Raw genomic sequence first — 16,808 nt, forward strand, 5'->3', positions numbered from 1 at the left:
CCCAGTGAAGGAAGTCCCCGTGTCAAAACTACTCCCATCTTTCAACTCCACACGGTACATTAGAAACAATACTAGACAAGGATGAAATCCGTAAGGCACTAAAGCTCTTTCAACTCCACACGGTACATTAGAAACGGGGCAGTTTAGGAGCTTCGGCGGGTTGGGTAGTTTGCTTTCAACTCCACACGGTACATTAGAAACTTTAACTATGAGCCTGTCGCATATTTCCTTGAGCATCCTTTCAACTCCACACGGTACATTAGAAACTGTCCACAATCTTCACTATCTGCGTTGGAATCACCTTCTTTCAACTCCACACGGTACATTAGAAACCCGTACACCGCTACCCGTAGTTCCTTACCCCAATGAGACTTTCAACTCCACACGGTACATTAGAAACAGGGACGTTTTTGTTGCGTGCGTGCGTGCGTGCCTTTCAACTCCACACGGTACATTAGAAACAAGGGCTTAATGCTATTAAATTCGGTCAAGGATAAAACTTTCAACTCCACACGGTACATTAGAAACCCTTTTAGGGACATCCCTCATGCCTTCTATGTCAAGCCTATGCTTTCAACTCCACACGGTACATTAGAAACAGAAATACATGTACTGCTGTTATGACAGTGTGTTTGCACTTTCAACTCCACACGGTACATTAGAAACCCATGATCACGGTGAGAGTTCTTGAAAAGAATAATGACTTTCAACTCCACACGGTACATTAGAAACGTGAAGATAGATAGCCCCGATGAGGCTCTGGATGCTTTCTTTCAACTCCACACGGTACATTAGAAACGACAGGTTCAAACTCCCACGACCTCATGGCTAAATACTGTCTTTCAACTCCACACGGTACATTAGAAACAGTGGTCAGGGAGGAGTTTGACCCCAGACAACTGAGACTTTCAACTCCACACGGTACATTAGAAACAGTGGTCAGGGAGGAGTTTGACCCCAGACAACTGAGACTTTCAACTCCACACGGTACATTAGAAACTCTTGATAGTGTTCCAACTCCTTGCCCGCCTTGAGGAGCTTTCAACTCCACACGGTACATTAGAAACTGTAATCTTGTCAATGCTTTCTTGATAAGATTTGACACTTTCAACTCCACACGGTACATTAGAAACTGCTTCCATAATGGTTATATGATTTTTACAATCAATAACCTTTCAACTCCACACGGTACATTAGAAACAAACGTCAGGTCTTTCGCTCAGTTATCATTACATTTACCTTTCAACTCCACACGGTACATTAGAAACACATCTACATAGTTCTTGCTGATTACATGCTTCCTTATTTTCCTTTCAACTCCACACGGTACATTAGAAACATTCCTCATAGAGGCTTTTCACCTCCTGAGGAATTTCCTTTCAACTCCACACGGTACATTAGAAACTGAATATGTGCCAGAAGACTCCGACGGCAAAAAACTCCTTTCAACTCCACACGGTACATTAGAAACTTTAGCCAGTCCTTGAATGGTAATGTTCTTAAATAGCTTTCAACTCCACACGGTACATTAGAAACAAGTATTAACTTCTTTAGCTTTTTGAGAGCAAGCTTGCTTTCAACTCCACACGGTACATTAGAAACGGTATGTTAATTGGAGGAATGGGTGGTGGCATGATGGGCTTTCAACTCCACACGGTACATTAGAAACCATCTTTTCTGCAAAAGACAGAGCAAGGGCATACATAGACTTTCAACTCCACACGGTACATTAGAAACCGAGGTAAAAGAACTGCTTGTCATAAGAAAGATAATGCTTTCAACTCCACACGGTACATTAGAAACGATATCTTTTTCAAAACAGATGAGAAATACCAACATCTTTCAACTCCACACGGTACATTAGAAACCCTAACTCTTCATATTAATCTTATCCTACAGAATCAATAACTTTAGAGAGGGGGTACCCTTCGCAAAATGAAGTTTATTTTCGGAAACTCCAGGTGTCTCGGATAGCATCCAAAAGTACCCCTCTCTGAGCTTACTCTCTCAAGCATTAGAAATTTCTGCATCAAGACATCAATACTAAAAAATGTCTAGATGCCTAAAAGTCACTCTTGCAAAGAAATACCAACCCTCTATTCAGTTGCCAAGATAACAAGGGTCCTATGTGGACCCTCCGTCTTGGTGGATATTATATACCAAAAGGAGGAAGATGACAAGGTTCTTCTTGACCCCTTGCATTAGGAAAGTAACCATAAGATAATACTACCTATGGACTCCATACTGCTGGTACTGTTGGCGTACCTTTACGGTTCCGTCCTATTCGGAGAGCATATAGCTAAGTGGAAGGGGGTTGATATAAGAAGCGTGGGTAGTGGAAACGTAGGTGCCACCAATGTGGCTCGTGCTTTAGGTAAAAAGTATGCCTTACTGGTGTTTCTGTTGGATATGTCAAAGGGTCTTGTTCCTGTCTGGCTGGCTCGTTTTTACATGGGAATTGACTCGTGGACTGTTTTCTTAGTGGGTGTGGCCAGTGTGCTGGGTCACATGTATCCCATTTTTCACAACTGGAAAGGGGGAAAGGGTGTGGCTACCGCTTTTGGTGTACTTTTGGGAATTTCTCCCTTCCTAGCTTTTCTTACGCTGTTGGTCTGGCTTATGGTGTTTAAGTGGAAGGGTTATGTGTCTCTGGCTTCCTTAACTGCCTGTGTCTTTGCTGTGGTGTTTTCCCTCTTCTTTATGCCCGCTAAGATTTTTCTACTGGCACTGGTGATTACTGTTCTGATATTTTACAGGCACAAGGACAACATAAAGAGACTTATGGAGGGTAGAGAGTTAAAAGTGGGTTCATGAGGGGTCTTCTTTTCTTTCTTTCATCAATAACCTTTTTCAGAATTCTGTATGTGATTTTCTATCCTTTGGACCTATTTCCGGAGGAGGCTCAATACTGGGACTGGTCAAGAGATCTGGATCTTAGCTATTACTCTAAGCCTCCTATGGTGGCTTACCTTAACTTTATCAGCAGAACTATCTTAGGAAACACAGAGATAGCGGTAAGAGTATGGCCCATTTTTTTCTCTTTCCTTCTGTCTGTTTTTACGTACATCTTTGTAAAAAGGTTGTTTGATGAGAAAACAGCTCTCGTGGCATCTGTGATACCACAGCTGTCTGTGGGTTTTTCCGTAAACTCCCTTCTTATGACTACCGATGCTCCTTTTTTGTTTTTCTGGTCCTTGAGTGTTATGACTATTTACCATGCGTCAGAAAAAAACTCTCTAAGATTGTGGCTTTTGGCAGGTTTTTTAGCCGGTCTTGCTTTTCTTAGTAAGTATCCTGCTGTTTTTCTATTACCTTGTACTCTCCTCTATCTTCTCCTTTACCGAAGGAATGTTCTCCTTAGTTACAAGCCTTACGTAGCTCTTCTGCCTGCCTTTTTTCTGGCTACACCGGTCATATACTGGAACATGAAACACGGTATGGTTTCCTTCTTGCATGTTTCCACTCTGGCCACAAAGGGTGGCGGTTCTGTGTGGGAGCATATCCTGGAATATCTGGGAGGGCAGATGCTGATTCTTTCAGTTATCCCCTTCTTCTTCATGTTAATGGGTTGGTTAAAAGGATGGAAGAACAGTACCACAGCCTTTCTGTCCCTTTACTCTTTGCCTGTTTTTCTGTTTTTTTCAATGCTTTCTCTTCACAAAAGAGTGGAGGCCAACTGGCCAGGGTTTGCCTACTTTACAGGTAGCATACTGGCATCCTACCACTTGGCCAGAAGCAGGTGGCTTGTTCCTTCTTTTGGTCTTTCTCTCTTTCTTTTCCTGTTTCTTCACTTTACACCTTTACTGGATGTGGTGGGTCTAAGGAAGATACTACCTCCTCAGAGGGATCCTACTAAGATGGGCGTAGGATGGAGCTTGTTGGGGGATGAGGTAAGCCGACTTTATACCGGTGAGGAGATGGTATTCAGTCCTCAGTATCAGATATCGGCGGAACTGGCCTTTTACACCAAGGGTAATCCTCGCACCTTTTGCGTAAATCTGGGTAGGAGGATGAACCAGTACGATCTTTGGAGAGAAGGCATGAAGAACTATGTGGGAAAAGACGCTATCTTTGTGGACCTTAAACCCATAGACAGCAGAGTCCTCTCAGGTTTTGAAGGTATAATAGAGGAGAGGAGCCTTGTTGTCAAATGGAGAGGTGAGGAGGTGAGAAGGTTTTATATATACAAGCTGAGAAAATTCAACGGTCATATGGAGGAAAGCATGCCTGAAGGTTATTAGATGGTTTCTATCTGTATATCTGGCCCTGTTTTTTGTGTATCATCTGTATCCTGTTTCTTTCTTTTCCAGCACCAACTACTCACCTTTAAGACCATCTCCAATTCCCTATAGTAGAGAGTGTAGGGTAGCTTTGGGTGTTAGGACCGTTTACAACGCTCCCTTAGGTAACCCCCACAAACTACAACAGGAACTTTCTCTGTTAGGTATCCACAAAGAAGTACCTTACCAAGAGGGTTACGGTTTTGAGGACATAGGCGTGATAAGGTGGTTTTCTTACTTCCTTTTTGATTTTATCCCATCATACCTTCTACGTGCAGAGCCTCCTGATCCTTACCAACTTTTACCCAAAGGTGATTGTAAACCCATCTTATCGGACATTCCGGTCCTTATCTCTGTCTGGAACTGGGACTTTCCTTCCTACTCTTTCATATTGGGTAAGAGGTATAACTTGCTACTTAGGTGTGATGAGGAGGATATGAGTAAGGCGGTGCCTGTAGTAGGAAGGAACCTTAGTGTCTACATATATTCACCTAAGGGTTTCTTTTTGGGAGACAAAGAGGTACCTCTCCAATCTGTTTTGACCCTCAACACGGAGGGTAACACGTTGGTTTTGGTGTGGAAGAATCAAGAGCTATGGGGCGTTTACCCGCAAAGCGGTCTAAGCCTGGTCCTGACAGAGGAAGGGATCTATCGCGTGGAGATTTTCTCTTACAAACTGCGCGTATGGAACATATTTATGGGACTGCGTTTTGTTTCGTGCCTTCCACCCTTCAAGGTTCAGGCTATGTGAGAAAGATCCATCTTATCACCGTACCGATAAAGGACCATCTTTCTGAGATCAGCATGGTTTAGGAGGAAGGGATCCTTCTTTATGAGCTCTGACGCATCTTCTCGGGCCAGCTCCAGAAGTCTTCTGTCTTGTTCCCTCATAAAGTTGGCCACTCTGAAACCAAAGAAGCCTGATTGAGACTCTCCGAGAAGCTCTCCGGGACCTCTCATCAACATATCCTCTTCTGCTATCTTAAAACCATCGTAGGTGGACACCAGAACCTTGAGTCTTCTCATGGCTGGCGAATACCTTTCTTGATCGGGTACCACCAGAAAACAGTAGGAGGTGAGGTTAGATCTCCCTACGCGACCTCTAAGCTGGTGTAACTGAGAAAGTCCAAACCTGTGAGCCGACTCTATCACCATCACGGTAGCGGTAGGCACATCAACACCTACCTCCACCACACTGGTAGACACCAGTATGTCTCCCTTCTCTCTAAACTCCTCCATGATGGCTATCTTTTCTGAATCTTTCATCTTACCGTGCAGCAGGAGAACGTTCCTCTCAGGAAACAGGTTCTTCCACCTTTCGTACTCGGTGGTGGCAGCTTTCAAAGATAACCTTTCTGACTCCTCTATAAGGGGATATATCACGTAAACTCTGTGACCTGCTTGGAGTTCTCTTCTTATAACTTCCAGCATTTCCTCTGTGCGAGACTCAAAAACTATAGTGGTGATGACAGGTTTTCTGCCAGCAGGCATCTGATCCAAAAAGGACACATCCAGGTCACCGTAGAGGGATAGGGCTAAGGTACGGGGTATGGGGGTGGCACTCATCACCAAACAGTGAGGGTAAAACCCTCTCCCTTTCTGAAGAAGTATCTTCCTCTGAAGAACGCCGAACCTGTGTTGTTCATCTACCACCACAAAACCTAAACGGTTAAATTCCACCTCTTCCTGTAAAAGGGCGTGAGTACCTATCAGTATGTGGAGGTGGCCTCTGGCGGTGTGATACTTAACGCTGAGCCTTTCTCTTCCCTTTACAGAGCTGGTGAGAAGACCCACCCTTACCCCCATAGGTTCCAGAAACTTTCTGAAGTTTTCGTAGTGTTGACGGGCCAGTATCTCGGTAGGTACCATCACCGCCGTCTGGTAACCCTCTTTAGCAAAGGCGTAGCTTATGGCCATAGCCACCACTGTTTTACCGCTTCCCACATCTCCTTGCAGGAGTCTGCTCATGGGTACTTCCTTTTCCACGTCAGTCAGTATCTCCTGTATAACCCTTTTTTGGGCACCGGTAAGTTCAAAGGGCAGGCTGCTTACGAACTGCTCCACCCATTCTTTGCCTTCTTTCAGGGTAGGGGCTTTCTGGCTGCGTATCTCCGAACGTCTTAGCTGCAAAGCCAATTGGAAGATGAAAAGTTCATCGTACACAAGCCTTCTCTGAAAGGGTGCCAAAAAGCTGTTGAGGGTCTCCTCATCACCGGTTGGAGGTCTGTGGGTGAGATAGAAACTTTCTCCTATTTCCAAGAAGTTATACTTCTGCAGAATTTCCCGAGGTATGTATTCTGGCATGTGTTTGGCCAATTCCGTTATGTGAAACATGGCCTTTCTTACGCGCTTGTGCCGTGTCTTAGCGGATAGACTCTGTTCGTTTTTGGTTCTGATGTTGTAAAAAGGTAGTATTGATCCTGCCTCTTCCTCCGATAGAATCTCGGGATGTACCATGTACTTTTCTCCCTGAAACTCTTTGACTCTTCCGTAAACTATCAGTTGTGTGGAGGGTTTAAAGCGAAGCTTAACACGGGGATCTTTGTATCTGAACCTGAGAACCAGATAACCTGTACCGTCTGTACACACCACGCGCAGAGGATATGTATCAGAACTGTCCTCTCTTAGTTCCACCACCTTTACCTTTAGGGCGTAACGCTTGCCTGGAAGGGCTGTGCGCACGCTGGTAGAGAGTCTTCTGTCTTCGTATCTCACGGGAAGAAACCAAAGGGCGGAAAGAATATCCTCCACTCCAAGGCTCTTGAGGAGTTTCTTTTCCTTGAAATCCAGACCCTTTACTTTATCTAAAGGTTCCAAGAACCACTCTAACGGATACTTTTCCTCATTTTGGAAACTAACGGCGGGAACAGTGGGCTCTTTGATGGCCTCCTTAATTAGTCGTAGTACAGCCACTTTCTTTTCAAAGGGAAGCTTGTCAAATTCTTTCAGAAGCTCAAGGCAGGAAGGTTCCAGGTACTCTTTGAGGAGGTTAAAAAGGTACATTCCCGCTCCCCAGCTCCTCTTTAGTCTGAGATAGTTTTGTTCCTCCAGTTGCTTTATAAAGTCCTTAGCCTTCTCCAGCCTTTCCATGTCGAAGATTCTTAAAGAAGTCTCTCAGAAGTCTACCCGCTTCCTCTACAGGAAGAAACTCCCACCTTACCCTGTGGTTGAAGGCGGTCTCATCCAGAAGATTATAAAGGCTCATGACAGCACCCAGCTTCTCGTCCTGTGCTAAAAATATAACTTTATCCACGCGGGCCAACACAAGAGCGTAAGCGCACATAGCACAGGGTTCTAGGGTCACATAAAGGGTGCAGCCGTAGAGGAAGCTTTCACCCAGTTTTTTGAGGGCCTTCCTTATAGCCAGTATCTCAGCATGGGCTGTTGGATCTTTCAGGGCTATCGTTCTGTTGTGGGCTCTCGCTATTATTCTGCCTTCCTTTACCACCACGCAACCCACAGGTATTTCGCCTTTTCTAAAGGCTCTGTGTGCCTCCAGAAGACAAGCCTTCACAAAAGGTTCGTGAGAGTCCTTCATATACGGGGGAAAAGGTTCACCTTTTCTCTGACGGTGTAACCGGCAAAACTGTAAGGTCTTATCTGCTGGGGAAGTTTTTCTATCCCGATGGCTTGCATGAGTTTTTCCATGCTTTGGGGCACAAAAGGATAGAGGAGATACCCCACGACAAAACAACCATCCACAAGAGTGTAGAGAACATCATCCAGAGAGGGATCACCCACTTTGGCCATCTGCCACGGAGCTTTACTGTCCACGTACTTGTTAAGGTAAGAGGAGAATTTGAGGACCTCCTCCAGAGCGTTGTAAAAGTCCACTCTACCCATAAGTTCCTCATACCTTTTTATAGTTTCACCGCACACCTTTTCGTACTGAGCATCCTTACCACCCGTCGCTTTACCCTGTGTGTACTTAAGAACCATAGACAGCACTCTACTCACCAAATTGCCTATCTCGTTGGCCAGTTCACCGTTTATCCTTTTGAGGATGTTATCTCTCCTAAGATCTCCATCGTCTCCAAAAGGCATATCTCTAAGGAGAAAGTATCTTACCGGATCCAAACCGTACTCCTTCACCAAGTCTACGGGACTCACCACGTTTCCCAAAGATTTGGACATCTTCTGTCCTTCCACCTTCCACCACCCGTGGGCGAACACGGTGCGCGGTATGTCCAGACCTACTGACATAAGAAAAGCAGGCCAGTAAACGGCATGAAAACGCAGTATGTCTTTACCCACCAGGTGTAAGTCAGCTGGCCATAGGTGCATCCTTTCTCTTACGGCGGACACATAGTTAAAGAGAGCATCAAACCACACGTAGATGGTGTGTTCTTCATCAAAGGGAACCCTTATACCCCACCTAACTCTACTGGCAGGTCTCGTAACAGAAAGGTCTCTGAGACCCATACTTACAAAGGACACCACTTCCCTCAGGCGGTGTTCAGGTCTTACAAAGTCGGGCATCTCTTCGTACAGCTTAAGAAGAGCTTCCTGATACTTAGAGAGACGAAAGAAGTAAGAGGGTTCCCTTACGTACTCACAAGGTTTTAGATGAAGGGGACATAACTTACCTTCCAGAAGTTCTGATTCTGACTTAAACTCCTCACAACCTACACAGTACCAACCTTCGTACTCTCCCAAGTATATGTCTCCCCTCTCCCAACTTTTCTGAAACATCTCACGTACCACTTCCTGGTGATCTGGATCTGTGGTTCTTATGAATCGGTCATAGCTGATGTTCATAAAACGCCATAGCTCCATAAAGTTGGATGCATTCTGGTCGGCCAGATCTTTGGGATGTACTCCTTTTTCCTCCGCCGTCTTCTGGATCTTAAGACCGTGTTCGTCGGTACCGGTGAGGAAAAAAACCTCGTAACCCCTCATACGGTAAAAACGGGCCAGTGTGTCGGCCGCCACAGTAGTGTAAGCGTGCCCTATGTGGGGCACGTCATTTACGTAGTATATAGGTGTGGTGACGTAAAACTTCATACGCTGGGTTTAAAGCTACAAGTCTCTTCATCTATGGTGGAGTAGAGAGGTTTTACTCTGCCCTCAGGTGTACTGTCTTCAAAGTCTCTTGGAACACCCAGCTCTTCTATACAGTGTACCAGATCGTGATAAAACTCGGCCACCATCACCAGACCTGTCTCCTTGCCTACCTCGTTGAAGGCCCTTATTTTGTCCGTTGCTTTACCTTTTCCTCTTTCCACTATGGCACCTGCGTGTCCGAAGGACACACCTTCCAGCTTTTCCTGGAATCTCCCTGCTACAAAGGCAGCAACAGGTTTGTTCCATTTACCCTCCTTGTACAGTCTCAGAATGGTCTGAGCAGCCTGTTCCTCGTAAGAGCCACCCACTTCTCCCTGTATTATAACGCCCTTCACGTTGGGATCATCTGCTATTTTTTCCAATACGTCGGCAAAAGTGGTGCAGGATATGACGTCTCCTCCCAAAGCGAGAGCCATGTAAACACCCCAACCTCTCCTCTTGAACATCTCCGCCGTGGTGGTGGTGAGACCTCCTGACTTAGAGAGAATAACGAGACCACCGTCTGCGTAAGCTATGGAAGGGTCCTTACCACCTATGGCACCTATCCTGGCAGGTATGCGTGGTACTATACAACCCAAGGAGGTAGGCCCCACTATTATAACTCCCCTCTCCTTGGCGTAGTGATAAAAGTACACTGTATCTCTTATGGGGACGTGCTCGGTGATGATGTAGATGAGCTTTATACCGGCATCCACCAGTTCTATAACAGCATCCTTTACGGAAGTGGGAGGCACGTACACCAGTCCCGTGTTGATCTCAGGATGGTTTTGGAGGGCTTCTCTCACTGTGTTGTAGACAGGCTTACCCGCTACCTGTGATCCACCCTTACCGGGAGTGACACCTGCCACCACAAAGCCTGGGTAAAGAGCCTCCGATTCGGTTACCACCTGGGAGGCTTCTCTCCCCGTAATGCCCATCACCAGTATTCTTGTTTGGTCGTTAAGATAGACAGTTCCTACCATTTTTACACCCCCAGATCCTTTGCCTGCTCTTCTGTAAGAGCTCTGTCTTCTTGTTTTTCTTTGGCTACAGACTGACACTTATCTAACAGTTCCTTGAGCCTTATAGGTGCCTCCGTAAGAGGCAGTGTGGAGTCGTATATCTCTCCCTTAACACCACACTCTTTGAAGGCTTCGTACAACATACGGAGACCTTTCTCCGCTTCTGGTCCATTCCTACGCACCACCCATATCCAGTTGGGATCTAACTTACCTTCCTTGTAGAGATCCCTTATAGCGTTAGCCACACCTTCACCCAAAGTGACATCTATACGCGTGTTGTTGGCGGTACCTCCACACACCAGAACACCCCTTATACCAGGCTTGGAGAGGATGATGCGGGTTATCTTGTACATCTTCTCGGCAGGGGGATTACCACCTATGTCGGTGAAGTTGGCAGGCTTGAGTCCCACCGCGTAAGCGGTCTCTATGGTAACGGTGGAACCACCACCACCGAAGGTCATCATAGCTATATCACCGTCCATCTCTACGTAGGAACCAGCCTTCCCTCTGTGGTCATCTCTATCTATGAGAGAAGCTTGTATCTCCCTCTCTGTAGGAGGTCTCTTGAGAGCCGTACGCACACCGTATATCTTTGTGGGAGGTACAGAAGCATCGTCATCTATAGTGACAACAGCATCCAACGCTAAGACCTTCTGCTTATCACCCACCTGACATATGGCAAGAGGGTTTATCTCCAAAAGTCTCGCCTCCGACTCCCAAAAAGCCCTCCACATGTTGGCTATCACTTCCGACAACTCCCTGAGAACACCCATGTACTCCTGAGGGAAACCCAGCTCCAAAAGGTAGTTTCTCACCATATGAGGATACAGGCCCTTCAGTGGATCTATAACCCAGCTTCTTACCTTCTCCGGAGGGACTTCCTCTATGTCCATGCCACCTTCTAAGCTAAGGGTCACTACGGGAGCTCTAACCTCTGTAGAGTAGGTTATGGAAGCGTAGAGCTCTTTCAGTATGTTGGCTTTCTCCACCACCAAAACACCTACAGGCATCTCACCGTAGACGGGATATTGGAGGAGAGCCTCAACGGTTTCCACAGCCTCCTCAGGGTTCTTACACACCTTCACCGCACCCGCTTTACCCCTCTTTCCTACCAGCACCTGAGATTTAACCACACACTCACCCAGCTGGTTTATAAACTCCACAAGCTGGTCGTTGACATGGTCGGCAAACATGTATCTGGGGACAGGTATCCCAAATTTCTTAAAGATCTTATCGTAGGCCTCGTACTCGTAGAGGTTCATCCCGTCTGCCTCCGTCAAAAAGGTATGATGAGAATTATAACACAAATTGAAAGATTGAATTCACATGCCTGTGCCTTTATATTGGAACCCATGAGGTTGAGTCTTAAGGTTTCTGGTATGACATGTGTTAACTGTGCACGAGCCATAGAGCTTAACCTGAGGAGACTGCACGGGGTTAAGGACGTTAAGGTCTCCTTTGAACTGGGAAGAGTTTGGGTGGAGATAGAGGAAGAGCTTATATCTCCTCAAGATGTGGTGGCCGTCATAGAGTCCTTAGGTTACCGTGTGGAGGACTCATTGACGGGTAGAGATTTCTCTGCTGTGGTGCTGGCGCTGTGTTATATCCTGAGTGTCCCCATAGTCTTCCTTATGTTTTTACACCAACCTTGGAGTTTGTACTTACAAGCTCTCTTAGCGGGTGTGGTACAACTGGTGGGTGGGTGGAGTTTTTACAGATCTGCTTACCTCTCTGCAAGGGCAGGTGTGGGCAACATGGACCTTCTGGTGGCTGTTGGTAGTACCACCGCTTACCTCTACAGCCTCCTGAGCCTCGTAGGTTTCCTAAAGGCGCATCCTATGTTTGAGACTTCTGCTCTTCTCATTACCTTCGTAAGGACGGGAAAGTGGGTGGAAGACAGATTTAAAAAACGTGCCACCCGTAAGCTTAGGGATCTTTTTGGTTTTCAGACTGTCAAGGTGAGGGTGTTGGGTCCTAAAGGTGAGGAGGAGAAAAGTCCCTCCGAGGTGTTTAAGGGAGATAGGGTAATTCTACGGAAAGGTGATCTGATACCGGTGGATGGCCATCTGCAAGAAGGTACTGTGTGGCTGGATCAGTCTCTCATAACAGGTGAGTCAGAACCGGTGAAGATGGAGGCAGGTGCTCTTCTTCTGTCGGGTAGTTTGGTGGTGGATGGATACGGTGTGATGAAGGTGGAGAAAACCTTTAGCGGTAGCTACGTGTCTTTTCTCATAAAGCTGGTGGAAAAAGCTCTATCAGAAAAGCCCAACATACAGAGAATTTCCGACAAGATAGCCCACTATTTCGTGCAGGGCGTACTGATACTGGCGCTGTTAGTATTTGCCTTTTGGATGTGGAGAACCCACGATCTTGAGAGAAGCTTAACTTACGCTCTGGCGGTGGTGGTGGTGTCGTGTCCGTGCGCTTTTGGAATAGCTGTGCCTTTAGCTATAGTGGTGGGTCTTTCCCGTGCATACAGTAGAGGTATCCTCATAAAGGAACCTTCCATTTTTGAGAGGGAAGTGGATGTGGTGTTTTTGGATAAGACAGGGACGGTTACAGAAGGAAAGCCTAAGGTGGTGAAAGTCAGAGTAAGAGATGAGGAAGCTTTGAGAGTAGCTCACGCTCTTAGCAGTCTCTCCAATCACCCTTACTCTAAGGCCATAAGGGAATACACAGCCAATTTGGGTATCTCGGCAGATCCTCCATCCCACTGTAAAGAGGTGGTGGGTGTAGGTATTCTGTGCGATGAGTACGCCCTTAAAGGTAAGGAGAACGGCTGGGTGGCCATTTACAGAGGTGAGGAGGTTTTGGCGGAGTTTTACGTAGAAGATACATTAAGGGAGGACGCACCACAGGCGGTGGACCAACTAAAAAGAATGGGTCTTAAGGTGGTGATGCTTACGGGAGACCGAGAAGAGAGAGCCAAGAGCATATCTGATGCGCTAGGTATAGAAGAATGGTACGCTTCGGTAAAACCCGAAGACAAGATGCAAGTGCTGGAGGAGTATCAGAAAAGAGGGTACAGAGTGTGTATGGTGGGGGATGGCATAAACGACGCTCCTGCGTTGGCCAAAGCGGACATGTCGGTGGCTATGGGATCGGGTACTGAAGTGGCAAAACTGGTGGGAGATGTAGTGCTCCTTGGAGGTATAGGTGGGCTCGTGGAACTGTTTCGTATAAAGAAAACTGTAAGTAGGAGAATAAAACAGAACCTTTTTTGGGCCTTCTCTTACAACGTACTTCTTATTCCTGTGGCGGCCGGAGGACTGGCCAGTTTTGGCATATCCCTAAAACCCGAATGGGCAGGACTTCTCATGGTCCTATCCTCGGTGGCTGTGGTGATCAACTCTGTAAGACCATGATGTTTTTGGTTTACCTGTCACACGATAACTTTTTTCTAAGGTCAGGTGAGTAACCACTGACCACCGTATAATCTCTTAGGAGGATATTATAGGGGACTGCAGACACACCCATTTCCTTAGCTATCCTTTCGTGCTCTTTGAGAAGAGGACATGACTTTACAGGTAGAGGCCTTTGATCCCATTTTCCCGAAAGAACCTCGTCGAGGGCTCTTAGATGATTCTTAGAACAGACCACATAGGCGGACTTTTGATAGCTTTCGGGAAATCTGGGAAAAGGTACCAAAAACACGTAAAGGCGCAGTTTATGAAGACAACCCTTCAGTTCCTGCCATTCTTTTCTACAGTGAGGGCAGTCAGGGTTCATAAAAACCAAAACTCTCTCTTTTCCTTTGCCAACTATCACCGCTTTGTTTAAAGGAACACTCTTGATCTGCTCCTTTAGAAACTCCTTCTCTATATCCTCTCCCTGCACAAAGGAGGCGATGAGAAAGAGGAAGAAGACAAAACGTACCATGTTCAGCCAAACCTCCCCGTTATATAGTCTTCTGTCAACTTTTGAGAAGGTCTGGTAAAGATCTTTTCTGTAGGACCGAACTCCACCAACTCACCTAAGTACATAAAGGCGGTGTAGTCCGATACACGGGCAGCCTGTTGCATGTTATGGGTTACTATAACCACCGTTATACGCTTCTTAAGTTCCACCACCAGCTCCTCTATTTTAGCGGTGGAGATGGGATCTAAGGCTGATGTTGGTTCATCAAAGAGAAGCACTTCAGGTTCTATGGCTATGGCTCTTGCTATGCACAACCTCTGCTGTTGTCCACCCGACAGGGAGAAGGCGGACTCCTTGAGCCTGTCCTTAACTTCTTCCCAGAGGGCTGCGTCCTTCAGTGCCTGCTCCACTCTATCGCGGAGCTCACTGCCTTTCACACCCCTCAACCTGAGACCAAAGGCCACGTTGTCAAATATAGACATAGGGAAAGGAGTAGGTTTTTGAAACACCATCCCTACCCTACTTCTGAGTTCCATAAGATCTACGTCTTTGTCCAGTATGTTCTTACCGTCCAGAAGAATTTTACCTTCGTACCTGTTACCTGGATAAAGGTCATGCATCCTATTGAAGCACCTCAATAAAGTGGTCTTACCACAACCGGATGGTCCTATTATGGCGGTAACTTTGTTTTCGTAAACAGGCATGTTGATGTTCCTAAGGACGTGATTCTTGTTGTAGTAAAAGTTCAGATCTATCACCTCTATCTTAGGTGAGTTCATAACCCGTTCCTCCGTAACAGAGATTTTATGATGTAGTATATGGGAGAGGTGAAACGGGTATGGAGCAGTATTCTGGACAGGAGAAAGAGAAACAACACACCCACTGTTAAAACCAGAGCTAAAGCCCAGGCCTGTTGGTGCCATTCCTCATAAGGTCCCATCACGTAGTTATACATCATAACAGTGAGAGAAGCCATAGGCTTGAGCAAAGAGAAGGAGGTATCATCGTTGTAAAAGGCGGTAAAAAGAAGTGGGGCTGTCTCACCTGCCACACGAGCTATACCTAAGAGGATCCCTGTCATAACACCCCTTTTGGCCGCTCTGAGTACTACTTTCCAGATGACATTATAACGGTAAGCCCCCAAGGCGTATGCAGCTTCTCTCATCTGAAGAGGAACAAGTTTCAGCATCTCGTCGGTGGTTATGGCTATAACGGGAAGCATTATGAGGGCTAAAGCAACGGAACCAGCAAGAGCACTGAAATGACCCATAGGTTTCACCATAAGAGCGTAAACTACAGCACCCACCACTATAGAAGGGGCACTCACCATAATATCGGTAACATGACGCAAAACCCTAAAAAGGGGAGAGTTTTTCCCGTATTCTGAAAAGTACACACCTGCCATTACACCTATGGGTACTCCCATCATGGTGGCCAGAGCGGTTATGATAAGGTGGCCTACAAGAGCGTTTTTGGCACCACCTCCTTCCATACCGGCAGGAACTGGGTCTTGGGTAAAGAAATCCACATTTATGTATCTCACTCCGTTAATGAAAAGGGTAAAGAAGATCCAAGAGAGCCAGGCTATTCCGTAAAAGGCCAACAAGCCGGAGAGTATCATCATAAGGTTGCTGATGAGCTTGCGCCTCTTCATTAGCTTGTCCTCCCCTCAAAGCGCGCCAGAAGGTACTTAGACACCGCCAGTAGGGTTATGGAAACTAGAAAGAGCAGGAGAGAAAGGTAGTAAAGGGAGGAAAGATAAAGATCCGTATCTGCTTCTGTGAACTGGTTGGCCAAGGCCACCGTTATAGTGGTAAAAGAGTCCAGAAGAGATCTGGGTATCTGGGGAGTGTTACCTGCCAAGAAGGCCACAGCCATAGTTTCTCCCAAGGCTCTTCCTGTGGCCAGTATGGCACCACCCACCATGGCGGACATGGTGTAAGGCATCACCACTTTCCTTATAACCTCCCAACGCGTAGCACCCATGGCGTAAGCAGATTCCTTCATCACGGGTGGTACCATCTGAAAAGCATCCTTTATAACGGAGGCCATAAAGGGCATTATCATAAGGGAGAGGATAACGCTGGTGGTGAGAAGATCTATGCCTGTGGGTGTGCCATCAAAGAGTTTACCCACCAAAGGCAGTTGACCCAAACTTTTCTGTAGGAAAGGTTCCACCTTCTGAGCCATTATGGGAGCCAGCACCAAAAACCCCCACATACCGTAAACTATGCTGGGAATAGAGGCCAGAAGTTCCACCAAGGAAGCCGTTATAGGTCTTAACCAACGGGGAGCCATCTCTGTTTGGAATATGGCCACTCCTATAGCTACGGGCACAGCTATCAGAAGGGACAGAAAAGTACTCAGCAAGGTGCCCACCACCATGGTGGCACCCCCAAACTGCTGAGCTACCGGATCCCACGTGGTGTTTACCAAAAAGGAAAGTCCAAAGGTGTTTATGGCTAAGCGAGCTTCCTTAACCAGTACTGTAAGAACAAGGAGTGGGAAGAGAAGCCCCACCCCCAAACTGCACAGCGCCAAAAGTAAGGCCAGTGTTCTGTCCAGAAGTTTTTTTCCCAGACCAGCCACTGTATGCATTATACCA

General features: G+C 46.5%; 14 protein-coding genes and 1 CRISPR repeat array (1 of these 15 cut by a window edge). Of the genes, 5 read left to right on the top strand and 9 right to left on the bottom strand.

The window, feature by feature from the left end:
• Nucleotides 1-1,868: a CRISPR direct-repeat array (repeat unit 29 nt; unit sequence CTTTCAACTCCACACGGTACATTAGAAAC); it begins 826 nt to the left of the window's first position.
• Between the two features lie 190 nt (nt 1,869-2,058).
• Genes THAL_RS08395 through THAL_RS00960 form a run of 4 tightly spaced genes read left to right on the top strand, consistent with a single transcriptional unit; the run spans nt 2,059 to nt 5,031 of the window.
• Nucleotides 2,059-2,205, top strand: a complete 147-nt coding sequence (locus THAL_RS08395) for a hypothetical protein (RefSeq protein WP_012991235.1) — start codon at nt 2,059-2,061, stop codon at nt 2,203-2,205.
• Nucleotides 2,206-2,232: 27 nt separating this feature from the next.
• Complete coding sequence (plsY, locus tag THAL_RS00950) at nt 2,233-2,814, top strand: glycerol-3-phosphate 1-O-acyltransferase PlsY (RefSeq protein WP_012991236.1); 582 nt, start codon at nt 2,233-2,235, stop codon at nt 2,812-2,814.
• Entirely contained in the window at nt 2,811-4,241 is a 1,431-nt protein-coding gene (locus tag THAL_RS00955; RefSeq protein WP_012991237.1) for an ArnT family glycosyltransferase, read from the top strand. Before plsY ends, THAL_RS00955 begins: the two co-directional genes overlap by 4 nt.
• 34 nt (nt 4,242-4,275) lie before the next feature.
• Complete coding sequence (locus tag THAL_RS00960; RefSeq protein WP_041434049.1) at nt 4,276-5,031, top strand: hypothetical protein; 756 nt, start codon at nt 4,276-4,278, stop codon at nt 5,029-5,031.
• Here THAL_RS00960 and recG read toward each other — a convergent pair.
• From recG to THAL_RS00985, 5 genes are read right to left on the bottom strand one after another with little or no spacing between them, the layout of a single operon-like run.
• A complete protein-coding gene (gene recG / locus THAL_RS00965; RefSeq protein ID WP_012991239.1) occupies nt 5,019-7,370 on the bottom strand; it encodes an ATP-dependent DNA helicase RecG in 2,352 nt (783 codons plus the stop codon). The genes THAL_RS00960 and recG overlap by 13 nt on opposite strands.
• On the bottom strand, nt 7,348-7,818 hold the full coding sequence (locus THAL_RS00970) for a nucleoside deaminase (protein ID WP_012991240.1): 471 nt from the start codon (nt 7,816-7,818) through the stop codon (nt 7,348-7,350). The genes recG and THAL_RS00970 overlap by 23 nt, the downstream gene beginning before the upstream one ends.
• The gene (metG, locus tag THAL_RS00975) at nt 7,815-9,284 is read right to left on the bottom strand and encodes a methionine--tRNA ligase (RefSeq protein ID WP_012991241.1); all 1,470 of its coding nucleotides are present in this window, start codon (nt 9,282-9,284) and stop codon (nt 7,815-7,817) included. The genes THAL_RS00970 and metG overlap by 4 nt, the downstream gene beginning before the upstream one ends.
• Nucleotides 9,281-10,306, bottom strand: coding sequence for a succinate--CoA ligase subunit alpha (locus THAL_RS00980; RefSeq protein ID WP_012991242.1), 1,026 nt, complete (start codon nt 10,304-10,306; stop codon nt 9,281-9,283). Before THAL_RS00980 ends, metG begins: the two co-directional genes overlap by 4 nt.
• A 2-nt stretch (nt 10,307-10,308) precedes the next feature.
• The gene (locus THAL_RS00985; protein WP_012991243.1) at nt 10,309-11,607 is read right to left on the bottom strand and encodes a succinate--CoA ligase subunit beta; all 1,299 of its coding nucleotides are present in this window, start codon (nt 11,605-11,607) and stop codon (nt 10,309-10,311) included.
• A 90-nt stretch (nt 11,608-11,697) separates the two neighbouring features.
• Here THAL_RS00985 and THAL_RS00990 point away from each other — a divergent pair, with 90 nt between their 5' ends.
• Nucleotides 11,698-13,710, top strand: coding sequence for a heavy metal translocating P-type ATPase (locus THAL_RS00990; protein ID WP_041434149.1), 2,013 nt, complete (start codon nt 11,698-11,700; stop codon nt 13,708-13,710).
• A gap of 10 nt (nt 13,711-13,720) precedes the next feature.
• On the opposite strand, the gene THAL_RS00995 is transcribed toward THAL_RS00990, so the two are convergent.
• The 4 genes from THAL_RS00995 to pstC are packed head-to-tail and all read right to left on the bottom strand — an operon-like array spanning nt 13,721 to nt 16,801.
• On the bottom strand, nt 13,721-14,224 hold the full coding sequence (locus THAL_RS00995; protein WP_012991245.1) for a DsbC family protein: 504 nt from the start codon (nt 14,222-14,224) through the stop codon (nt 13,721-13,723).
• 2 nt (nt 14,225-14,226) lie between these two features.
• Nucleotides 14,227-14,982: a phosphate ABC transporter ATP-binding protein PstB gene (gene pstB / locus THAL_RS01000; RefSeq protein WP_012991246.1), complete on the bottom strand. Its 756-nt coding sequence runs from the start codon at nt 14,980-14,982 to the stop codon at nt 14,227-14,229.
• Nucleotides 14,979-15,857: a phosphate ABC transporter permease PstA gene (gene pstA, locus THAL_RS01005; protein WP_012991247.1), complete on the bottom strand. Its 879-nt coding sequence runs from the start codon at nt 15,855-15,857 to the stop codon at nt 14,979-14,981. The genes pstB and pstA overlap by 4 nt, the downstream gene beginning before the upstream one ends.
• Nucleotides 15,857-16,801: a phosphate ABC transporter permease subunit PstC gene (pstC, locus tag THAL_RS01010; protein ID WP_012991248.1), complete on the bottom strand. Its 945-nt coding sequence runs from the start codon at nt 16,799-16,801 to the stop codon at nt 15,857-15,859. Before pstC ends, pstA begins: the two co-directional genes overlap by 1 nt.
• Between the last annotated feature and the right edge of the window lie 7 nt (nt 16,802-16,808).

This window comes from Thermocrinis albus DSM 14484, assembly GCF_000025605.1.
Taxonomy (GTDB): domain Bacteria; phylum Aquificota; class Aquificia; order Aquificales; family Aquificaceae; genus Thermocrinis; species Thermocrinis albus.